This is a genomic window from Microbacterium sp. LWH10-1.2, from assembly GCF_038397765.1.
Taxonomy (GTDB): domain Bacteria; phylum Actinomycetota; class Actinomycetes; order Actinomycetales; family Microbacteriaceae; genus Microbacterium; species Microbacterium natoriense.
Genome location: NZ_CP151638.1, coordinates 2,939,743 through 2,957,649, shown reverse-complemented (window position 1 = coordinate 2,957,649; position 17,907 = coordinate 2,939,743). Strand labels below are relative to the sequence as shown.

Genomic DNA, 17,907 nt, shown 5'->3' with positions numbered 1-17,907 from the left:
CAGGCGACCGCGCGCCGGTAAACTGGAGGGGACTTTCAAGGAGCCCCGCACATGACTGACGCGTCCGCCGCGCCCGAGCAGAACCCTGCGACCACCGACGAAGACATCCACGAGCAGAAGGCGGTGCGCCTCGCCAAGCGTGAGCGCCTGATCGCGAAGCGTGCGGATGCCGGCGGTGGAGCCTTCCCGGTCGGGGTCCCCGTGACGCACTCGATCCCCGCGCTGCGTGCCGAGTACGGCGAGCTCGAGGCCGGCGCCGAGACCGGCGTCGTCGTCGGCGTCGCCGGACGTGTGGTGTTCAGCCGCAACACCGGCAAGCTCTGCTTCGCGACGCTGCAGGCCGGCGACGGCACGCGCATCCAGGCGATGGTCTCCCTCGCGAACGTCGGCGAGGAGTCGCTCGCCGACTGGAAGGAGTACGTCGACCTGGGCGACCACGTGTTCGTGCACGGAGAGGTCATCTCCAGTCGCCGCGGCGAGCTGTCGATCATGGCGGACGACTGGTCCATCGCCTCGAAGGCGATCCTGCCGCTGCCGAACGCCTACTCCGAGCTCAGCGAAGAGGGTCGTGTCCGGAGCCGCTACCTCGACCTGATCGTTCGCGAGCAGGCCCGCACCACCGTGCGCGCCCGTGCGGCCGTGAACGCGAGCCTGCGTGCGACGTTCACGTCACACGACTACCTCGAGGTCGAGACCCCCATGCTGCAGGTGCAGCACGGCGGCGCCTCCGCCCGCCCGTTCATCACGCACTCGAACGCCTTCGACACCGAGCTCTACCTGCGCATCGCCCCTGAGCTCTACTTGAAGCGCGCCGTCGTCGGCGGCATCGAGCGGGTCTACGAGATCAACCGCAACTTCCGCAACGAGGGCGCCGACTCGACGCACAGCCCCGAGTTCGCGATGCTCGAGGCGTACCAGGCGTACGGCGACTACAACCAGATGGCCGCCCTCACCCAGGAACTCGTGCAGAACGCAGCCGTCGCGGTCGCCGGATCGACGACGGTGACGTGGGCCGACGGCACCGAGTACGACCTGGGCGGAGAGTGGGACCGCATCTCGATGTACGAGTCGCTCTCTGCGGCATCCGGTCGCACGGTCACTCCGCAGGACTCCGTCGAGGATCTGATCGCCTTCGCCGAGGCCAGTGGCGTCGACCTGCCTCCGCAGGCCACGCACGGCAAGCTCGTCGAGGAGCTGTGGGAGCACTTCGTGAAGGGCGACCTCGTGCGCCCGACGTTCGTGATGGACTTCCCCGTCGACACGTCGCCGCTCGTGCGCGAGCACCGCGCGATCGACGGCGTCGTGGAGAAGTGGGATCTGTACATCCGCGGATTCGAACTCGCCACGGGATACTCCGAGCTGGTCGACCCGGTGATCCAGCGCGAACGCTTCGTCGAGCAGGCGAAGCTCGCTGCACGCGGTGACGTCGAGGCGATGCCGGTCGACGAGGAGTTCCTGCGCGCCCTGGAGCACGCCATGCCGCCGTCGGGGGGCATGGGCATGGGCATCGATCGCCTGCTCATGGCGATCACCGGTCTCGGCATCCGCGAGACGATCCTGTTCCCGCTGGTCAAGTAGGACGCCCCGCTCCGCGTCGGAACGCCCACTCGGGCAGGAGCCCGTCGCTGACGATCGCATTCAGCAGTTCGGCGAGCCCGTGCTGCGGATCGATGCTGCGCACCAGGTCGAGGTAGTGCGCCGCGTGAGTGGAGCGCCCGAGCGCCCACGACAGCCAAGCCGCAGCCGTGAGAGGCCCGGGGCGCAGCTCTCGCGGCGCTCTGGCGGCTGCCAGCCGCACCACTGCGAGCGCGAGACGCAGCCGGTCGGGGTCGGGTGTCGGCCCGCGGCCGAGGAAGATGCCGGCGAGATCGTCGGGGACCATCCGGCCGGTGCCGGAGAAGGCCAGCTGCGCCGACAGCGTGCGCACGCCCCCTCGCCGATCGCTCGCCCACTGCGTGAGAGCGACGTCACGGAAGACCGGTCGAGCGAGGCACCACAGCAGCGCGGCCGTGGCGAACGCGGGCTGAGACTCCGGGGCGTCCAGCAGGAGCTCGAAGAACTCCGGGAGATCCTCGAGCATGGCGATCGCCGCGATCGCCTGCGGATTCTCCCGCCCGGTCAGGGGGCCGTGCTTCCCCCTGTCGAGGATCTCGGCCACGTCGAGAAGGGCACGTCCGACGCGTTCCTTCTCGCCCAGGTCTGCGCGGGGGAGATCGACGCCCGCCAGCTGGTCGCCGGAGACGTCTCCCACCAGGGGTGCGGTCGGGGAGGGAGCGGTGGGCGCCAGTTCCGGGTCGTCGTCGAGGTAGCTCGCCCACCCGCCCGCGCAGACGCACAGCGCGTCCACGATGCGCAGCCCGGCGTCGTCCGCGCTTCCGATGAGCTCGTCGACCTGCACACCGAGCGGGAGCACGAGCCCGTCTCCGGTTCGCGCAGGGCCGTCGTCCGGGTAGACGACGATGGCCACCCCGTCCACGCCATCCACCCTCGTGACCAGGCCGATGGCGGCCGCGGCGTACGTCGCCGGATCCGACTCGTCGTCGGGGAGGTCGAGGCGCATCGCACCGTACGCTCTGGCTCCGATGAACGGGAGCAGGACGATGCTCCGCGTGGGCGTGAAGCCGGCGAGGACGGGGACGATGCCGAGGAACTCGGCGGAATCGGATGCACGGAGGATCGTGGTCATCCCCAGAGTGTGCTCGGCCGCAGCATCGCGTGGCGTCGGGAGAGGCCATTGTGGACGAGAAAGCTGAGGACCCTCGAATGTGAGCGAAGAGTGGCTCGCGTACCATGGGGGCATGGAGAACTTCTGGCTCACGGCTGCCTGGTCGATTCTGCCGACCATCGCCGTGTGCACCGTCTTCTACTTCGTGATCCGCGGCATCCTCCGGTTCGACCGCACCGAGCGGCGGGTGCACGCGAAGATCGAGGCCGAAGAGCGAGCCGCGCGCGGACTCCCGCCCCGCACCTGAGCAACGTCCGCAGCATCGGCTACTGTGAAGCGAGCACCCTCCGCGGTGCCCACTGAGGCGATGTCCGCCGCAGTGACGACTCGCCGAGAGGGCAGTGCATGAGCGCCGAGGCATGGGGATGGTGGGTCGCCGCCTTCCTGGTCGCGCTCGATCTGGCGATCCGCATCACCGCGATCATCGTCATCCCGCGCAACAGGCGCCCCACAGCGGCGATGGCCTGGCTGCTCGCGGTGTTCTTCATCCCCTTCATCGGCGTGTTCCTCTTCCTCCTCATCGGCAACCCGCGGCTGCCTCGTGCCCGCCGCCGCAAGCAGGACCAGATCAACGAGTACATCCACGAGACGAGCGAGCAGCTGCACTTCGGCACGCTCCGGCCGAATGCGCCCAGCTGGTTCCCGCCCCTCGTCGAGATGAACCAGGCTCTCGGGGCGCTGCCGATCTCCGGAGACAACGGCGCGCACCTGATCTCGGAGTACCAGGAGTCGCTCGACGCGATGGCCGACGAGATCCGTCTCGCCCGGGAGTACGTCCACGTCGAGTTCTACATCCTGCAGTCCGACGCGGCGACCGACAACTTCTTCCGCGCGCTCGAGGAGGTCGCGGCCCGCGGAGTGCAGGTGCGGGTGCTGCTCGATCACTGGGCGAACCGCTGGAAGCCGCGGTACCGCCACACCATCCGGAGACTCAACGAGATGGGCGCCGACTGGCACCTGATGCTGCCGGTGCAGCCGCTCAAGGGCAAGATGCAGAGGCCTGATCTGCGTAACCACCGCAAGCTCCTCGTGGTCGACGGCCGTGTGGCGTTCCTCGGATCGCAGAACGTCACCGACTCGACGTACAACCTGTCCAAGAACATCAAGCGCGGCCTGCACTGGGTCGACCTGATGGTGCGCATCGACGGCCCGGTGGTGCTGAGCGTGAACGCCATCTTCCTGAGCGACTGGTACAGCGAGACCGACACGGTGCTGCAGGAGATCGACATCACGCACGCCGAGACGGGTTCGGGCGATCTCGACTGCCAGGTCGTGCCCTCGGGACCCGGGTTCGAGGTGGAGAACAACCTCCGGCTGTTCCTCGGCCTGCTCTACGCGGCCAAAGAGAAGATCATGATCGTCAGCCCGTACTTCGTGCCGGACGAGGCGCTGCTGCTCGCGGTCACGGCGGCGGTCGATCGCGGCGTCGACGTCGAGCTGTTCGTCTCCGAAGAGGGCGATCAGGCGATGGTCTATCACGCCCAGCGCAGCTACTACGAGGTGCTCCTCAAGGCCGGGGTGCGCATCTGGATGTACCGCAAGCCGTACATCCTGCACACCAAGAGCCTCACGATCGACGACCAGGTGGCCGTCATCGGGTCGAGCAACATGGACATGCGGTCCTTCGGTCTGAACCTCGAGGTCTCGATGCTCGTGCGCGGCGAGGAATTCGTCGCGGAGATGCGCGAGGTCGAGGCCCAGTACCGCGCGCTGAGCCGCGAGCTCACGCTGGAGGAGTGGATGCAGCAGCCCCTCCGCTCGACGGTGCTCGACAACCTCGCCAGGCTCACGTCCGCCCTGCAGTAGCGGCGTCGAGAGTCCCCCCTGGAACTAGGGGGTACGGGGGAAATATCACGACGGGTAGCCTGTCAGCATGACGTCCCCCACTCGTGTCATCGCCGCCCTGTCCGTCCTCACCGCCGCGCTGCTCGTCGTGGGGTGCACCTCGACGCCCGGGGCGAGCACGCCGACGAGCTCTTCGGCGCCGTCTGCGGGATCGACCGCTCCGGGCGGCGATCTCGACGACATCGAAGGCGCGCTGCTCGACGAGGGGCGCATGTTCGCCGTCGTGACCAGGGGATCGTCGACCTGTGTCCCGCAGGTCGATCAGGTCTCCGCTCAGGGGCAGACCGTCACGGTCACCCTCGTGGACGTGCAGTCCGACGGGGCCACGGAGAAGGCCTGCACGGCCGACCTCGCCCCCCGTGCCAGCATCGGTGCGTTCCCGGAGGGCGTCGACCCGACCAAGGACATCACTCTGAACGTGACGTACGGCGCGGTGACCGACGACGTCGACCTCGACGGCGACGCGGCGCTGACCGGCATCCCCGGTTCCTCGACCGACTACACACCTTCTGCGGGATGGATCGATGACGGCGCACTCGTCCTGCTCACGTGGGGCTCGTCGAGCTGCCCGCCGGTCGTCGACTCTCTCGAAGGCTCCGGTGCGGCCGGCACCGTCACGTTCGTCACGGACGACACCCAGGTCTGCACCATGGACATGGCGCCGCGCGCGACCATCCTCGACTTCGGCGACGACGCCGTGGACGACGACGCGTTCACGCTCACTCTGTCGGGCGGCGGGCTCGACGGAACCGTGTCGGTGCGCTGACCGACGGTCGGCGCGAACCAGCGGCATCCTCGATCGCGGCGCGGCGCGGCATGGCGCGGCGCGGCATGGCGCTGCGTGAGCGCGCCCGTCAGAGAGCGTGGATCGGGTGTCCGGCAGGGAGCGCGAGAAGAAGCGCGCCGGGGTCGACGCGGCACGTGATCCGTGCCGCCTCGCCGAACTCGTCGCCGTCCAGCTCGATCGGGATGGGCTTCGCAGCGGCGGCCTCGGCGGCGATCCCGCTGAAGTAGTGCACCGACGCGTCCTTGCCCCGCCGCTCGAGCACTCGTCGGCCCGCGCGGAACCGGCGGAGCACGGAGTTGTCCCACCAGATCTTGCGCCAGACTCCGAGCCAGCCGAACGCGCCGCTGGGCTGGATGACCGCGATGTCGAGTGTGCCGTCGGTGATCGACGCGTCGGGGATCAGCGCGATGCCGGCGGGGAGGGTGCCGCAGTTGGCGAACAGGATGCTCTGCACCTTGGTCGTGTGCAGCCGTCCGTCATCCACCTGGAACACCGCGCGGAACGGCTCCGCCGTCGCGAGAGAGCGCGCAGCTCCGTCGACGTAGGCGATCCACCCGACGGACTTCTTCAGATCTGCACGGGTGTTCGCGATCATGTCGGCGTCCAGCCCGATCCCCGCGAGCACGACGAATGCGTGCTCGGCCTCCTCGCCATCGGCTCTGGTGACCCTGGCCCAGCCGATGTCGATGGGATGCCGGTTCTCGCCGAGGGCGGCGCGCACCATCTCCGCCGGGTCGGCGAGCGGCAGACCCAGATTCCTGGCGAGGAGGTTCCCCGTGCCGCTCGGGAGGATCGCGAGCGGCACGCCCGTGTTCGCGATCGCCTCGGCGACCGCGCGCACCGTGCCGTCGCCGCCTGCGACGAGGACGACGTCGACGCCGCGCGCCAGCGCCTGAGCCGTCGCCCCCTGGCCGGCATCCTCGACCGTCGTGGGGTAGAAGGCCGGATGCTCCCACCCGAGGTCCCTCGACAGATCGCGGACAGTCGCGCGGAGGCGCTTCTCGTCGACCTTGATGGGGTTGTAGACGAGTGCGGCCTGGCGGCGTGCGGAAGAGCGCTTCGTCATGGCGCTACTCTAATCCCGACGATCGGCCGCCCTCGCCGCGACCGGAGAGGCGGAGGACCGGGATGGACGATGCGCGCCGCACGCTGCTGACCAGCATGATCGCGGGAGAGCCCGAGCGCCTGCGGCGGCGGAGCATCTCCCTGGGCGTCCCCATCGACGATGCCGACGACGTCGCCCAGCTCACCCTCCTCCGTGCCTGGAGAGGAATCGAGCACCTGGAGCGACCGGAGCCCGGGCAGATGTGCTCGTGGCTGGACACCATCGCCCGCAACGCCGCGATCGACCTGGCGCGGTTGCGGGCCCGACGGCCGGACGCGCCTCTCGACGAGGACACCCCGGATGACGCCGACGTGGCGGGAACCGTCGAGATCCGGACCTTCCTCGACGGTGCGCTCGCCGCGCTGCACGCGCTTCCGGAGACGCTCAGGGAGCCGCTGCTGTTGACAGCGGTCGACGGCCTCACCACGGCCCAGGTCGCGGAGCGCCTCGGCATCGCGCCGGCAACGGCCCGCCAGCGCATCTCCCGCGCGCGCAAGGCTCTGAGCGCGTGCCGGAGGTCGGGCATGGAGGCCGACTGAGGGGCCGGTGACGCCGGCCCCTCAGCATCGTTCAGGCGGTGCCGAAGGGGTTGTCGACGACGTAGCGCCAGCCGTGCTCCTCGTCGTACACGGCGACGTCAGCCGTCGTGCCGGCGAGAGCGATCTCGGATCCGTCGGGGCCGGTACCGGTAATCGTCCAGTCTGCGACGGCGAGACCCACGCCACCGGCCTCGAAGGCGCGGCGGACGGTCATGGTGATCGGCAGGTTCAGCCCCAGGAACTGCTCGAGGGCTCCGCGCACGGCGGCGTCGCCGGTGACCGGCTGGCCCGGCGCGGGCACGAAGACGACGCCGGGAGCGTTGAGGGCCATGAGGCCGTCGAGGTCACGGGCGTTGAAGCGCTCGGCGAAGGCGAGGTTGAGCTGATCGAGGGCGGTGACGGAAGTGGTCACGGGGTGTCCTTTCGTGCGAGACCGGCCGGGTGCAGGTCTCTACGGGGAAGACGACGAACGGGCGGAGTTGTGACAGGCGAGGCGCCCGGAATCGCACCCGTAGAATTGGTGGATGATCGACCTCGCTCTTCTTCGTGACAATCCCGAGATCGTCCGCCGCTCACAGGCTGCCCGTGGAAACGACCAGTCGACCGTGGATGCGGCTCTCGAGGCCGATCGATCGCGCCGTGCGGCGCTCTCCGCGTTCGAGGATCTGCGCGCGGAGCAGAACGCGTTCGGCAAGCAGGTGGCGAAGGCGCCCAAGGACGAGAAGGCCGCTCTCGTGGCGCAGGTGAAGGACCTGTCCGATCGCGTCAAGCAGGCGCAGGTCGTCGCCAACGAGGCGGCTGAGGCGGCATCCGCTGCGCTCGCGCGCATCGAGAACGTCGTGATCGACGGCGTGCCCGCCGGTGGCGAGGCCGACTTCGTCGAGCTGCGCCGGGTCGGCGAGGTGCCAGCCTTCGACTTCGAGCCCCGCGACCACCTCGAGATCGGCGAGATCCTCGGGGCCATCGATATGGAGCGCGGCGTCAAGGTCTCCGGCTCGCGCTTCTACTTCCTGCGCGGCGTCGGAGCGCGTCTGGAGATCGCGCTGATGAACCTCGCGCTCGACAAGGCGCTGCAGAACGACTTCGTGCCGCTGATCACCCCGACGCTCGTGCGTCCGGAGATCATGCAGGGCACCGGATTCCTCGGCGCTCACGCCGATGAGGTGTACCACCTCGACAAGGACGACGACCTGTATCTGGTGGGTACCAGCGAGGTCGCTCTCGCCGGCTATCACAAGGACGAGATCGTCGATCTGTCGAAGGGCGCCCTCCGCTACGCGGGATGGTCGACCTGCTACCGCCGCGAGGCCGGTTCATACGGGAAGGACACCCGCGGCATCATCCGCGTGCACCAGTTCAACAAGCTGGAGATGTTCGTCTACACGACCCCCGAGGATGCCGAGGCCGAGCATCTTCGTCTCGTGGCGCTCCAGGAGGAGATGCTGACCTCGCTCGGCCTCGCCTACCGCGTGATCGATGTGGCGGCGGGCGACCTCGGTTCGAGCGCGGCCCGCAAGTACGACATCGAGGCATGGGTGCCCACGCAGGGTGCCTTCCGCGAGCTCACCTCGACGTCGAACTGCACGACCTTCCAGGCGCGGCGTCTCGACGTCCGCCACCGTCCGGAGGACGGTGGCAAGACGGCTCCGGTGGCCACGCTGAACGGCACCCTCGCCACGACGCGCTGGATCGTCGCGATCCTCGAGACGCACCAGCAGGCCGACGGGTCGGTGCGGGTGCCCGAAGTGCTCAGGCCCTACCTGGGCGGACTCGAAGTGCTGGAGCCCGTGGCGTGACCGCTCCCTGGCTCATCGGCCTCGACGTCGACGGAACCATCCTGCTGCAGGACGAGACCATGAGCCCCGGCGTGCCCGAGGCCGTCGCCCGTCTGCGCGACGCCGGCCATGAGGTCACGATCGCCACTGGTCGCAGCTGGATGGCGACCCGGCGCTACGTCGAGGAACTGGGGTTGACTCCGGAGTTCGTGGTGTGCTCGAACGGCGCGGTCACCATGCGCATGGTCGACGGCGAATGGACCAGATGGAACGTGGAGACCTTCGATCCGTCGCCCGTCCTCGCGCTGCTCCAGGACCGTCTCCCCGAGGCGCGCTACATGGTGGAGCTCGGGTCAGGACAGCGCCTGTACACGCAGCAGCTGGACGACTGGACGCTCGACGGCGGACGTCAGGTCACGTTCGAGGAGCTCGCGGACGAGCCGGTGTCGCGCATCGTCGTCGTCTCGCCGGGGCACGACGAGGAGGACTTCCACCGGCTGGTGGCGGATGCCGGCCTCAATGAAGTGTCCTACGCGATCGGCTGGACCGCCTGGCTCGACATCGCTCCGAACGGCGTCGACAAGGGCACCGCGCTCGAGCGGGTGCGCGGCGAGCTCGGCTTCGACGGCGAGCGGGTCCTGGTCGCGGGTGACGGCCGGAACGACATCGGCATGTTCGCCTGGTCGCAGTCGGTCGGCGGGCGTGCGGTGGCTATGGGACAGGCGCCCACAGAAGTGAAGGATGCGGCGGGAGAGGTGACCCTGGACGTGATCGACGGAGGCCTGGCGCGCGCCCTGAACACGCTTCCAGCCCCCGCCCAGGTCAACGCCGGAGAATAGAACTCGGCTAGACTCACGGCTTGTCGGCAGATTCGTCTGTCGGGAGGGTTGTCCGAGCGGCCGATGGAGCTGGTCTTGAAAACCAGTGGGCAGAAATGTCTCAAGGGTTCGAATCCCTTACCCTCCGCTGGTGGCTGTGAGGTCGCCCGAAGGGTGGCCGCTCAGCCACCGATCGGCTGAGTGGGATTCGTGAGGAGGACCGCCGCAGGCGGACCACCGGTTCCCGTACTCTCCGCTTCATGAGGGATGCGCCGCCGGGGAGGGCGAGCATCACCCAGAACCGAAAGGCCCCGAGTGAGTAAGAGCACCCGACGCCGTCGTACCGTCGCACGCCACGGCCAGTTGCGCACGCCAGGGCCGATCAGCCAGCTTCTGGCGTTCATCGCGATCGGCCTCGCAGTCGTGCTCGTCAGCGGCATCGCCGTGGCGGGCTACGTGGTCTACGACCTCACGAGCACGGTCAGCGCGAACGCCGTCGAGCTGGAGGGGCAGAAGGAGCTTCCGCCGGACATCGGCGCCTACGAGGGCGGTTTCAACCTGGTGCTCACGGGCGTCGACACGTGCGAGGACGCCTACAAGCAGTACTTCGGTCCCCGGTGCACCGGTAAGGACGCCGAGGGCACGCTCAACGACGTGAACCTGCTCGTCCACGTCTCCGATGCGCCTCGCCGAGTCACGGTCGTCAGCTTTCCGCGCGACATGATGGTGCGCATCCCGCAGTGCGAAGACGTCGAGGGCAACACGCACTCGGCGATGAGCAAGCAGCCGCTCAACGTCGCGTACTCGGACGCCGGACTCAACTGCGTCGTGAAGACGATCTCCGAGCTCACGGGCCAGGAGGTGCAGTTCGCCGCATCGGTCACGTTCGGCGGAGTCATCGAGATCACCAACGCGATCGGGGGAGTGGACGTGTGCCTCGCCTCTCCGATCCGCGACAAGAACACCGGTCTCGACCTTCCCGCGGGCAACCACACGATCTCGGGCATCACCGCCCTGCAGTTCCTCCGCACCCGCTACGGCGTCGGCGATGGCAGCGACCTGGGACGCATCGGCAACCAGCAGCAGTACATGTCGAACCTCGCGAAGAAGCTCATCAGCAGCGAGACCCTCGGCAATGTGCCGGTGATGCTCAAGCTCGCGACGACCGCGATCGACAATCTCGAGCCGAGCGAGTCGCTCGCCGATCCGATGAAGATCGTGCAGATCGCCCTGGCTCTGAAGTCGGTCAAGTACGAGGACATCGTGTTCCTCCAGTACCCGACGGTCACGGATCCCGACAACGCGAACAAGGTGGTCGCGAACAAGACCGCCGCGCAGGCGATGTGGGACGCGATCAACGCGAACGCGCAGCTTCAGGTGACTCACGAGAACACCAACAGGGATGGCGTCGTCGTCACCGATCCCGGCACCGCGACCGAGACCCCGGTCGACCCGGGCGCGACGCCAGACCCGACCGCGACTCCGGAGAATGTGGTGGCGCTCCCCAACTCCATCAAGGGGACCTCTGCCGCTCAGACGGTCTGCTCCAACGGCAAGGTCAACTGACCCGTTCCTGCTCAGCGCCGCGGCGCGAGGGCGTCGATGAGGCGCTCGACGATGTCGGCCATGTCGACGCTCGGATCGATCATCCACTGCAGCTGCAGGCCGTCGGCGACCGCCTGCAGCACCCGCGCCATGGTGTCGGGGTCGAGGGCCGGCTCGCGCGTGGTGTCGCGGTGGAACCCGGCGGCGACCGCCTCCCGCAGCCGCTCGCTCCGGTCGAGGAAGTACGCGTGGGCGGGATGCTCGGGGTCGACGGCATCCACCGCGAGCCGTGAGAAGAGCTCGACGAGGCCGGGCACCTCGGTGTTGTGGCGGATGACGGCGATGAGTCCGTCTCGGGGGTCGGCGTCGTCGGAGAAGCGCGGATCCATGCCGTCGTGCTCGTCGCGTTTGCGGAGGACGGCGGTGAAGAGCTCCTCCTTCGACCCGAAGTAGTGCAGGAGCGCGGCGGGGGTCACCCCGACCACCTCCGCGATCTGCTTGAGGGAGGCGTTCTGATACCCCCTGCGGCCGATCACCTCGAGGGCGCTCTCCAGGATCTCCTCGCGGCGCGCCACGCCCTTCGCGTATGAACCTCGTCGTGCCATGCATCCGAGGGTAAACCTGAACAACGTTTGATATCGAATCCTGACTGTCGTATGGTTTTCGCAGGACATCGCCGTCGCCTGTGAAAGGAACCCTCATGACCGATAACCCGGCATCCGACCTCACCCTCGAGGAGAAGGCGTCGCTCACCAGCGGCGCGGACTTCTGGACAACCAAGGCCATCGATCGCGCGGACATCCCGTCGATCATGATGACGGACGGCCCCCACGGGCTCCGCAAGCAGGCGGGCGGCACGGACCACCTCGGTCTCGCGAGCAGCGTTCCCGCGACCTGCTTCCCCCCAGCGGTGGGCATCGGCTCGTCGTGGGACCCTGAGCTCATCGAGCGCGTCGGTGCGGCGATCGGCGTCGAGGCCGCGATCGAAGACGTCGCGGTCGTGCTCGGCCCCGGCATCAACATCAAGCGCTCTCCGCTGTGCGGACGCAACTTCGAGTACTTCTCCGAGGATCCGATCGTCTCCGGCGTGCTCGGTGCGGCCTCGGTGCGCGGTGTGCAGTCGCAGGGCGTCGGCACGTCGCTCAAGCACTTCGCCGCCAACAACCAGGAGTTCGACCGGATGCGGTCGAGCTCCGACGTCGACCCCCGCCCCCTGCGCGAGATCTACCTGCGCGGCTTCGAACGCGTGGTCAAGGACGCAGCACCGTGGACCGTGATGTGCTCGTACAACCGTCTCAACGGCGTGTGGACCTCTGAGGACCCGTGGCTCCTCACCAGCGTGCTCCGCGACGAGTGGGGCTTCGATGGACTCGTCGTCTCCGACTGGGGCGCCGTGAACGACCGCGTCGCCGGAGTCGCCGCGGGTCTCGACCTGGAGATGCCCGCATCGGGCGGGCGCACGGATGCCCAGCTCGTCGCCGCCGTGCGCGCGGGGGAGCTCGCAGAGAGCGTGCTCGACACCGCGGCATCCCGCGCGATCGATCTGGTGCGCAAGTCGGAGCGGCGCCCGGTCGTCGCTGGTCCGCTGGATGTCGACGCCCATCACGCGCTCGCGCGTGAGGCCGCTGGTCGCTCGATCGTGCTGCTCAAGAACGACGGCGGCGTGCTGCCGCTGTCCCCGTCGCAGAAGGTCGCCGTCATCGGCGCGTTCGCCGCCGAGCCCCGCTTCCAGGGCGCGGGCTCCTCGCTCATCAACCCCACACGGGTGGATGCCGCTCTCGACGCTCTTCGCGCCGTCGCGGGCGATGCCGTGTCGTACGCTCCCGGATTCGCGGTCGAGGGCGGGGCGATCGCGGCGTCAGGGCGCTCGGCTGAGGAGCTGCGCGCCGAGGCCGTGTCTGCGGCGTCGTCGGCCGAGGTCGCGGTCGTCTTCCTCGGGCTGCCCGCCGCGGAGGAGTCGGAAGGCTTCGACCGTGAGCACATCGACCTCCCCGCGGCGCAGCTCGCTCTGCTGGACGCCGTGCTCGAGGTGAACCCGAACACGGTCGTCGTGCTCTCCAACGGCGGCGTCGTCGCGCTGCCCTTCGCCGACCGGGTGCCCGCGATCGTCGAGAGCTGGCTGCTCGGACAGGCCGGAGGCAGCGCTGTCGCCGATGTCCTCTACGGAACCGTGAACCCCTCGGGCAAGCTCACCGAGACGGTGCCCGTGCGTCTCGAGGACAACCCCTCCTACGGCAACTTCCCGGGCGAGTTCGGCCACGTCCGCTACGGCGAGGGGCTGCTCGTCGGCTACCGCTGGTACGACGCCAAGGGGCTCGACGTGACCTTCCCGTTCGGCTTCGGCCTGTCGTACACGACGTTCGCGTACGGAGAGGCGACGGCATCCGTCACCGAAAGCGGCGACATCGCCGTGTCGTTCGCGCTGACGAACACGGGTGACCGTGACGGCCGCGAGGTCGCGCAGGTGTACGTGTCGCTGGCGGGGTCGATCGCGCAGCGTGCGCCGCGCGAGCTCAAGGCGTTCTCCTCCGTCGAGCTCGCTGCGGGGGAGACCCGCACCGTCGAGGTCGTCGTGCGCCGAGAGGACCTCGCGTACTGGGACATCCGCGTCGACCGCTTCGTCGTCGAGGGCGGCGAGTACACCGTCGAGGTGGCGGCATCCAGCCGCGACATCCGCTCCACGGTCGCCGTGGCGGTGGAGGGCGACGCCGTCGTGCTGCCTCTCACGATGAACTCGTCGATCGGCGACGTCGTGGCGCACCCGGTCGCAGGTCCCATCGTGATGGGCGCGCTCGGCGGCTTCATGGGCGAGCTGACCGGCGCCGACTCCTCGGCCGCGTCGATGATGCCCAATGACGAGGCGATGCAGAAGATGATGGCGTCGTTCCCGATCGGTCGCCTGGTCGGCTTCCCCGGCATCGACGTGACCTACGAGCAGGTCGAGCAGCTGCTCGCCGCGGCGAACGCGGGCGCGGTGCCGCAGAGCTGACCGGCGCACCGTCGCTGCCCCACCGGCGCCTCTCCTGTGCATCTGCAGAGGAGGGGCGCCGGCATGTGCGGAGGGCAGACGATGGATGCCGGCATGGACACCGTGTCAGTCGAACTTCGGCAGCGTCAGCGCCTGCCAGGTCTCCGGGCCGACGACGCCGTCCGCTGGTGGAGCGAACATCGTCTGGAAGCTGCGCACCGCGGCATCCGTCTGCGGGCCGAACGAGCCGTCGACGGCGAGCGGCGCAGGGAGCAGAGTCTGCACGGCGCGCACCGCCTCCCCGGTCGCGCCGAGCGAGACGGTGTCGATCAATGCGGGCCAGTCGAGGAGGCCGACCGTCGTGCTGATGAAGGTCGCCCGCAGCGTCTGCTGGAACGCCTGGATCGCTGCGCCGCTGAGGGGTCCGAAGGCGCCGTCGGCGGCGATCGTCGCTCCGCGATGCCGCAGCAGATGCTGGGCGGCCAGCACCCGCCAGTTCGAGTCCTGCGTCGCCCCCACCTTCACGAGCGGCCAGGGATCGGTGCCCGGGATGAGCGCGCTCAGGAACGACCAGGTCTCGTAGCCGGCGGCGCCGTCCTGCCCGAGCCCCCACGCCCACTGGAACTGGCGCACGCGGTCGGCGGTGAGCGGACCGAAGTCGCCGTCGACCACCAGCGGGTCGAGCCCGGGCGAGGGCACGAGCCCGAACTGCTGCACGGCGCGCACCGCGTCTCCGTGATCGCCCTGCTGGCTGGCGACGTAGAGGTGGGGCCAGGTCTGCGGCCCGACCACGCCGTCGGAGGGCAGCCCGACGGCGGCCTGCCGGGCGGACACGGCCGCCGCGGTCTGCGGCCCGTAGACGCCGTCCACGACCACGGTGTGGCCGTGGACGCGCAGGAAGTACTGGATGCTCCGCACCGGCGCCCAGTCAGCGCCAGGTCCGATCGTGCTCCACGGTGCGACGTTCATCGTCTTCTCCTTCGTCGGCGAAAGATCTCTCCCAGGGAAGGAGCGCGCTGGACCGTCGGTGATACATCGGCGACGGCATCCGGGTCGTTCCACGGCCACGGAGACCCGATTCGTGACTGCACGTCCGACCCGTTATGATTGCAGGGTGCATCCGTGTCTTCGGCTCGGATGCCTGGAGACGTCGCATAGTCCGGCCGAGTGCACCACCCTGCTAAGGTGGAGTCCCCTTACGGGGACCAGGGGTTCAAATCCCCTCGTCTCCGCAGTAGAAGCCCTGGTCAGGCGTCATATCCCGAGGTTATTGGGATTCCCCTGTGAGGTCGTGGGATCTGCGATTGCCGCTTCAGTGTCCCTGGAGTGTCCCGCCTCTTTCTGAGCGTTCTCCGCCAGCGTGAGCCGCTTCACGAAATCCCGCCGCTGGCCTTCGCCCAGGACGTGCGCGTAGATCTTCAGCACCGTTCGAGGGTCGTCGCCCAGGTACTCGGCGACTTCGTGCACGGGGGTGCCGAGACGCAGCCAGGTCGACGCAGCATAGTGCCGCAGCGCATGACGGCGAAAGCCAAGAGGAAACTTCCGGACGACTCCGACCTTGAGTTGTCCGCCCTGCCGGTTCGTGAAGAGATACTCATCCCCGCTCTTGCCGGATGCGTGCTTATCGAAGAGCTCGATCGCCCGTGGCGACATAGGCACAAGGCGTGTGCCTCGCCAGGACTTGGGTGCCTTCTCGTCGTAGTGGTCTGAATGGGAGCGCGTGACCGAGAGCTGGGGAAGTGGCATCTCGACTAGCCAGGCGACGCGTGCAGCGCGCAATTCGCCCCAGCGCAGCCCCGTCAGCGACTTGAATTCGTAGACGTCGGCGATGTCGTCTCGACGCTGGCGGAGGGTCGCAAGTCGCGCTGCGAGCAACTCGGGAGTCGGGATGTCCCCCGGGCTCACTGACGGCTGAGTGACGGACAGTTGCGGGATCTTCTTCATCGACCGAACTGGATGCGGCTGGCTGAGTAGGCCCTCGCCGTCCGCATAGGTGAAGAGCGCGCTGAGCGTCGTCTTCGCTCGCGCGACCGTCGACGGAGCCTTTCCGGCGTTGAGCTCTCCGACCAGATGCGACCGAATGTCGCTGGCCTGGATGGTGGCGAGCGGGCGCGACCGGAGCGCGGGGGAGAGGGCTGCGAGGTTGTTGTCGTCGGTGTTGATCGTGTGCGGATTGCCACCATGGCGGGAGGTTCGGAATCTGACGATCAGCTCCTCAAGCGTGAAACTGCGCTTCGGCGCGAGCGGGCGGCCCGTTTCGAGCAGATGCTTCTGCTCCCGCTCCCATGCCTCCGCGTCCTTCTTTCTGCTGAACGTCTTCGATGCGACAAGCTTGGGGCCTGACTTCACCCGCGCGAGATAGCGGACGCCGGCTTTGGTCATCCGTGACTCGATGCTCATGGCGTTACCCCGGCGAGCCGCTCGACGTCGATTCGGCGATAGATCCGCTTGTGCTCCGTGATGTGCACGGGAGGAACAGGTGCGCAACCCTGGATCGCCAAGGTCCGCAACGTGGTCCGGTGTATTCCGAGAAGAAGAGCTGCCTCCTCCTCCGAGTAGAACAGCGGTGTCAGGTCAGGGTGATGAGTCGAGGCTGTTTCGCGCGATTCGACGGTCCCCGCCGCGTCGATGACCGGGGTGGAAGTCTTAGTTACCATCTGCCTGGCGGCCGACGTTGTACGTCATCCCGTCCAGGCGCCCATTGTCGCGAGCTTTCTTGATCCAGTCCGAGGCAGTGCGGTGCGGGATGTCCAGCTCGAGCTGCACCGCCCGCACAGGCGGGATGCCGGCGAGGGCGGATGCGCCGTAGATGATCTCGATGACCTCCATGCGCTCGTCCTTCCCGCCTCGTTTCACCGCCGCTGCGGCCATCCAGGGAGGGATGATTCTGCCCTCGCTCGAGGTGAGATCTGCGATCGAGGTCCAGCCTGTCTCGTCCTCGTCAGTGAGGCGGATGGTGATGCATTGGGGCACCGCTGCTTGCAGGATCGCCACGGACGCTGTGCGGCGCAGCGCCTGCTGATCGAAGTCGTCGCGGAACGCCCGGTTGGTGATCGCGGTCACGATGTAGCGGCCCTCTTCAGGGTTGTAGTGAGCCTCAATCGTTGTGTCCACCCCGGTGGTCTCGTCACGGGTGGATGCGACGAACGTCGGAGCTATGCGCAGTGCGGACCCGACCGGCTGCGTAGCGGACTGCCACGTCATCATCGTGCCATCGAGATTCTTCACGTCGACCTTCACCCCCTCAGTTTGCCTTACCGCACTGGAGATTCGCAGAACCGCTTGACTAAGTGTACGACTAAAGCATCTACTTATGTCAATAGCTGTTTCTGATGCGCAGTTTGGAGGTGGGCGTGATCGTGACGGTCTACTCGACAGGACCCTCGTGCCAGCGGTGTCGGCTCACCTGCCAGCGGCTCGACGAGCTCGGCATCCGCTACGACCTGGTCGAGTTACATGAGGCGCACAACGCAGCCGTCAGTGCGTTCCTCGTCGATGAGCTCGCTTACCGCGAAGCCCCTATCGTCGAGGCGGAGAACGGGCAGACCCAGTGGGCGGGATTCAGATCTGACCTCATCGGTGCTCTCAGACAGCGACTCGACATCGCCACGCAGCGAGCGGGATCACGCGGTCGTGCGTCCCGCCGGCTGCGAAAGCGTAGCGGCCACCATGCCGCTTCGTGCCGAGCTTTCGCGGCATATCCTCCCTCGCTGGCGCTCGGTCCGGTATTCCACGACGCGGCACTCCGCACCCCGCCGCCCGCTAACGATCAGCAGCTATCCGGCGGATGCCCCGCCATG

The 17,907-nt window shown here is 68.2% G+C and carries 16 protein-coding genes and 2 tRNA genes; 11 read left to right on the top strand and 7 right to left on the bottom strand.

All coding sequences use genetic code 11. The annotated features are described in order from the left end of the window. The first annotated feature begins 51 nt into the window (after positions 1-51). Complete coding sequence (gene lysS / locus MRBLWH10_RS14075) at positions 52-1,578, top strand: lysine--tRNA ligase (protein ID WP_341940376.1); 1,527 nt, start codon at positions 52-54, stop codon at positions 1,576-1,578. On the opposite strand, the gene MRBLWH10_RS14070 is transcribed toward lysS, so the two are convergent. Then, on the bottom strand, positions 1,571-2,686 hold the full coding sequence (locus MRBLWH10_RS14070; protein ID WP_341940375.1) for a DUF4192 family protein: 1,116 nt from the start codon (positions 2,684-2,686) through the stop codon (positions 1,571-1,573). The genes lysS and MRBLWH10_RS14070 overlap by 8 nt on opposite strands. Positions 2,687-2,798: 112 nt before the next feature. Between MRBLWH10_RS14070 and MRBLWH10_RS14065 the strand changes: the two genes are divergently transcribed. The 3 genes from MRBLWH10_RS14065 to MRBLWH10_RS14055 all read left to right on the top strand — a co-directional run bounded on the left by MRBLWH10_RS14065 (position 2,799) and on the right by MRBLWH10_RS14055 (position 5,336). After that, positions 2,799-2,972: a hypothetical protein gene (locus tag MRBLWH10_RS14065; RefSeq protein WP_181155902.1), complete on the top strand. Its 174-nt coding sequence runs from the start codon at positions 2,799-2,801 to the stop codon at positions 2,970-2,972. A gap of 98 nt (positions 2,973-3,070) precedes the next feature. Beyond that, positions 3,071-4,531 (top strand): cardiolipin synthase, encoded by a 1,461-nt coding sequence (gene cls / locus MRBLWH10_RS14060; protein ID WP_341940374.1) that lies wholly within the window; start codon positions 3,071-3,073, stop codon positions 4,529-4,531. Between the two features lie 67 nt (positions 4,532-4,598). After that, entirely contained in the window at positions 4,599-5,336 is a 738-nt protein-coding gene (locus MRBLWH10_RS14055; protein ID WP_341940372.1) for a hypothetical protein, read from the top strand. Positions 5,337-5,424: 88 nt separating this feature from the next. On the opposite strand, the gene MRBLWH10_RS14050 is transcribed toward MRBLWH10_RS14055, so the two are convergent. Beyond that, positions 5,425-6,423, bottom strand: a complete 999-nt coding sequence (locus tag MRBLWH10_RS14050; protein WP_341940371.1) for a diacylglycerol kinase family protein — start codon at positions 6,421-6,423, stop codon at positions 5,425-5,427. A 62-nt stretch (positions 6,424-6,485) separates the two neighbouring features. Here MRBLWH10_RS14050 and MRBLWH10_RS14045 point away from each other — a divergent pair, with 62 nt between their 5' ends. After that, on the top strand, positions 6,486-7,001 hold the full coding sequence (locus tag MRBLWH10_RS14045) for an RNA polymerase sigma factor (protein ID WP_341940370.1): 516 nt from the start codon (positions 6,486-6,488) through the stop codon (positions 6,999-7,001). A 31-nt stretch (positions 7,002-7,032) separates the two neighbouring features. Here the strand turns inward: MRBLWH10_RS14045 and MRBLWH10_RS14040 are convergent, their stop codons facing one another. Next, positions 7,033-7,413 carry a nuclear transport factor 2 family protein gene (locus MRBLWH10_RS14040; RefSeq protein WP_341940369.1) on the bottom strand — a complete coding sequence of 127 codons (381 nt, stop codon included), beginning with the start codon at positions 7,411-7,413 and terminating at the stop codon, positions 7,033-7,035. Positions 7,414-7,525: 112 nt separating this feature from the next. On the opposite strand from MRBLWH10_RS14040, the gene serS reads away from it, so the two are divergent. From serS to MRBLWH10_RS14020, 4 genes are all read left to right on the top strand, one after another. After that, the gene (gene serS, locus MRBLWH10_RS14035) at positions 7,526-8,797 is read left to right on the top strand and encodes a serine--tRNA ligase (protein ID WP_341940368.1); all 1,272 of its coding nucleotides are present in this window, start codon (positions 7,526-7,528) and stop codon (positions 8,795-8,797) included. Further along, entirely contained in the window at positions 8,794-9,615 is an 822-nt protein-coding gene (locus MRBLWH10_RS14030; protein WP_341940367.1) for an HAD family hydrolase, read from the top strand. The genes serS and MRBLWH10_RS14030 overlap by 4 nt, the downstream gene beginning before the upstream one ends. Positions 9,616-9,657: 42 nt before the next feature. Then, positions 9,658-9,742: transfer RNA gene (locus MRBLWH10_RS14025), tRNA-Ser, on the top strand. Positions 9,743-9,909: 167 nt separating this feature from the next. After that, complete coding sequence (locus MRBLWH10_RS14020; protein ID WP_341940366.1) at positions 9,910-11,160, top strand: LCP family protein; 1,251 nt, start codon at positions 9,910-9,912, stop codon at positions 11,158-11,160. A gap of 11 nt (positions 11,161-11,171) precedes the next feature. Here the strand turns inward: MRBLWH10_RS14020 and MRBLWH10_RS14015 are convergent, their stop codons facing one another. Beyond that, on the bottom strand, positions 11,172-11,744 hold the full coding sequence (locus MRBLWH10_RS14015; RefSeq protein ID WP_341940365.1) for a helix-turn-helix domain-containing protein: 573 nt from the start codon (positions 11,742-11,744) through the stop codon (positions 11,172-11,174). Positions 11,745-11,839: 95 nt separating this feature from the next. On the opposite strand from MRBLWH10_RS14015, the gene MRBLWH10_RS14010 reads away from it, so the two are divergent. Then, positions 11,840-14,128, top strand: a complete 2,289-nt coding sequence (locus MRBLWH10_RS14010; protein WP_341940364.1) for a glycoside hydrolase family 3 C-terminal domain-containing protein — start codon at positions 11,840-11,842, stop codon at positions 14,126-14,128. Positions 14,129-14,233: 105 nt separating this feature from the next. Here MRBLWH10_RS14010 and MRBLWH10_RS14005 read toward each other — a convergent pair whose 3' ends face one another. Continuing rightward, positions 14,234-15,076: a peptidoglycan-binding protein gene (locus MRBLWH10_RS14005; protein ID WP_341940363.1), complete on the bottom strand. Its 843-nt coding sequence runs from the start codon at positions 15,074-15,076 to the stop codon at positions 14,234-14,236. Between the two features lie 174 nt (positions 15,077-15,250). Here MRBLWH10_RS14005 and MRBLWH10_RS14000 point away from each other — a divergent pair. Further along, a tRNA-Ser gene (locus tag MRBLWH10_RS14000) sits at positions 15,251-15,339 on the top strand. Between the two features lie 22 nt (positions 15,340-15,361). On the opposite strand, the gene MRBLWH10_RS13995 is transcribed toward MRBLWH10_RS14000, so the two are convergent. Further along, positions 15,362-16,507: a hypothetical protein gene (locus MRBLWH10_RS13995; RefSeq protein WP_341940362.1), complete on the bottom strand. Its 1,146-nt coding sequence runs from the start codon at positions 16,505-16,507 to the stop codon at positions 15,362-15,364. A 246-nt stretch (positions 16,508-16,753) separates the two neighbouring features. Beyond that, on the bottom strand, positions 16,754-17,347 hold the full coding sequence (locus MRBLWH10_RS13990; RefSeq protein ID WP_341940361.1) for a hypothetical protein: 594 nt from the start codon (positions 17,345-17,347) through the stop codon (positions 16,754-16,756). Positions 17,348-17,907: the final 560 nt, after the last annotated feature.

Bases quoted from the DNA above. Each gene is read 5' to 3' on its own strand.
- MRBLWH10_RS14045 (WP_341940370.1), top strand. From the start codon at position 6,486: ATGGACGATGCGCGCCGCACGCTGCTGACCAGCATGATCGCGGGAGAG.
- serS (WP_341940368.1), top strand. From the start codon at position 7,526: ATGATCGACCTCGCTCTTCTTCGTGACAATCCCGAGATCGTCCGCCGC.
- lysS (WP_341940376.1), top strand. From the start codon at position 52: ATGACTGACGCGTCCGCCGCGCCCGAGCAGAACCCTGCGACCACCGAC.
- MRBLWH10_RS14010 (WP_341940364.1), top strand. From the start codon at position 11,840: ATGACCGATAACCCGGCATCCGACCTCACCCTCGAGGAGAAGGCGTCG.
- cls (WP_341940374.1), top strand. From the start codon at position 3,071: ATGAGCGCCGAGGCATGGGGATGGTGGGTCGCCGCCTTCCTGGTCGCG.
- MRBLWH10_RS14070 (WP_341940375.1), bottom strand. From the start codon at position 2,686: ATGACCACGATCCTCCGTGCATCCGATTCCGCCGAGTTCCTCGGCATC.
- MRBLWH10_RS14015 (WP_341940365.1), bottom strand. From the start codon at position 11,744: ATGGCACGACGAGGTTCATACGCGAAGGGCGTGGCGCGCCGCGAGGAG.
- MRBLWH10_RS13995 (WP_341940362.1), bottom strand. From the start codon at position 16,507: ATGAGCATCGAGTCACGGATGACCAAAGCCGGCGTCCGCTATCTCGCG.
- MRBLWH10_RS14065 (WP_181155902.1), top strand. From the start codon at position 2,799: ATGGAGAACTTCTGGCTCACGGCTGCCTGGTCGATTCTGCCGACCATC.
- MRBLWH10_RS14005 (WP_341940363.1), bottom strand. From the start codon at position 15,076: ATGAACGTCGCACCGTGGAGCACGATCGGACCTGGCGCTGACTGGGCG.
- MRBLWH10_RS14050 (WP_341940371.1), bottom strand. From the start codon at position 6,423: ATGACGAAGCGCTCTTCCGCACGCCGCCAGGCCGCACTCGTCTACAAC.
- MRBLWH10_RS14055 (WP_341940372.1), top strand. From the start codon at position 4,599: ATGACGTCCCCCACTCGTGTCATCGCCGCCCTGTCCGTCCTCACCGCC.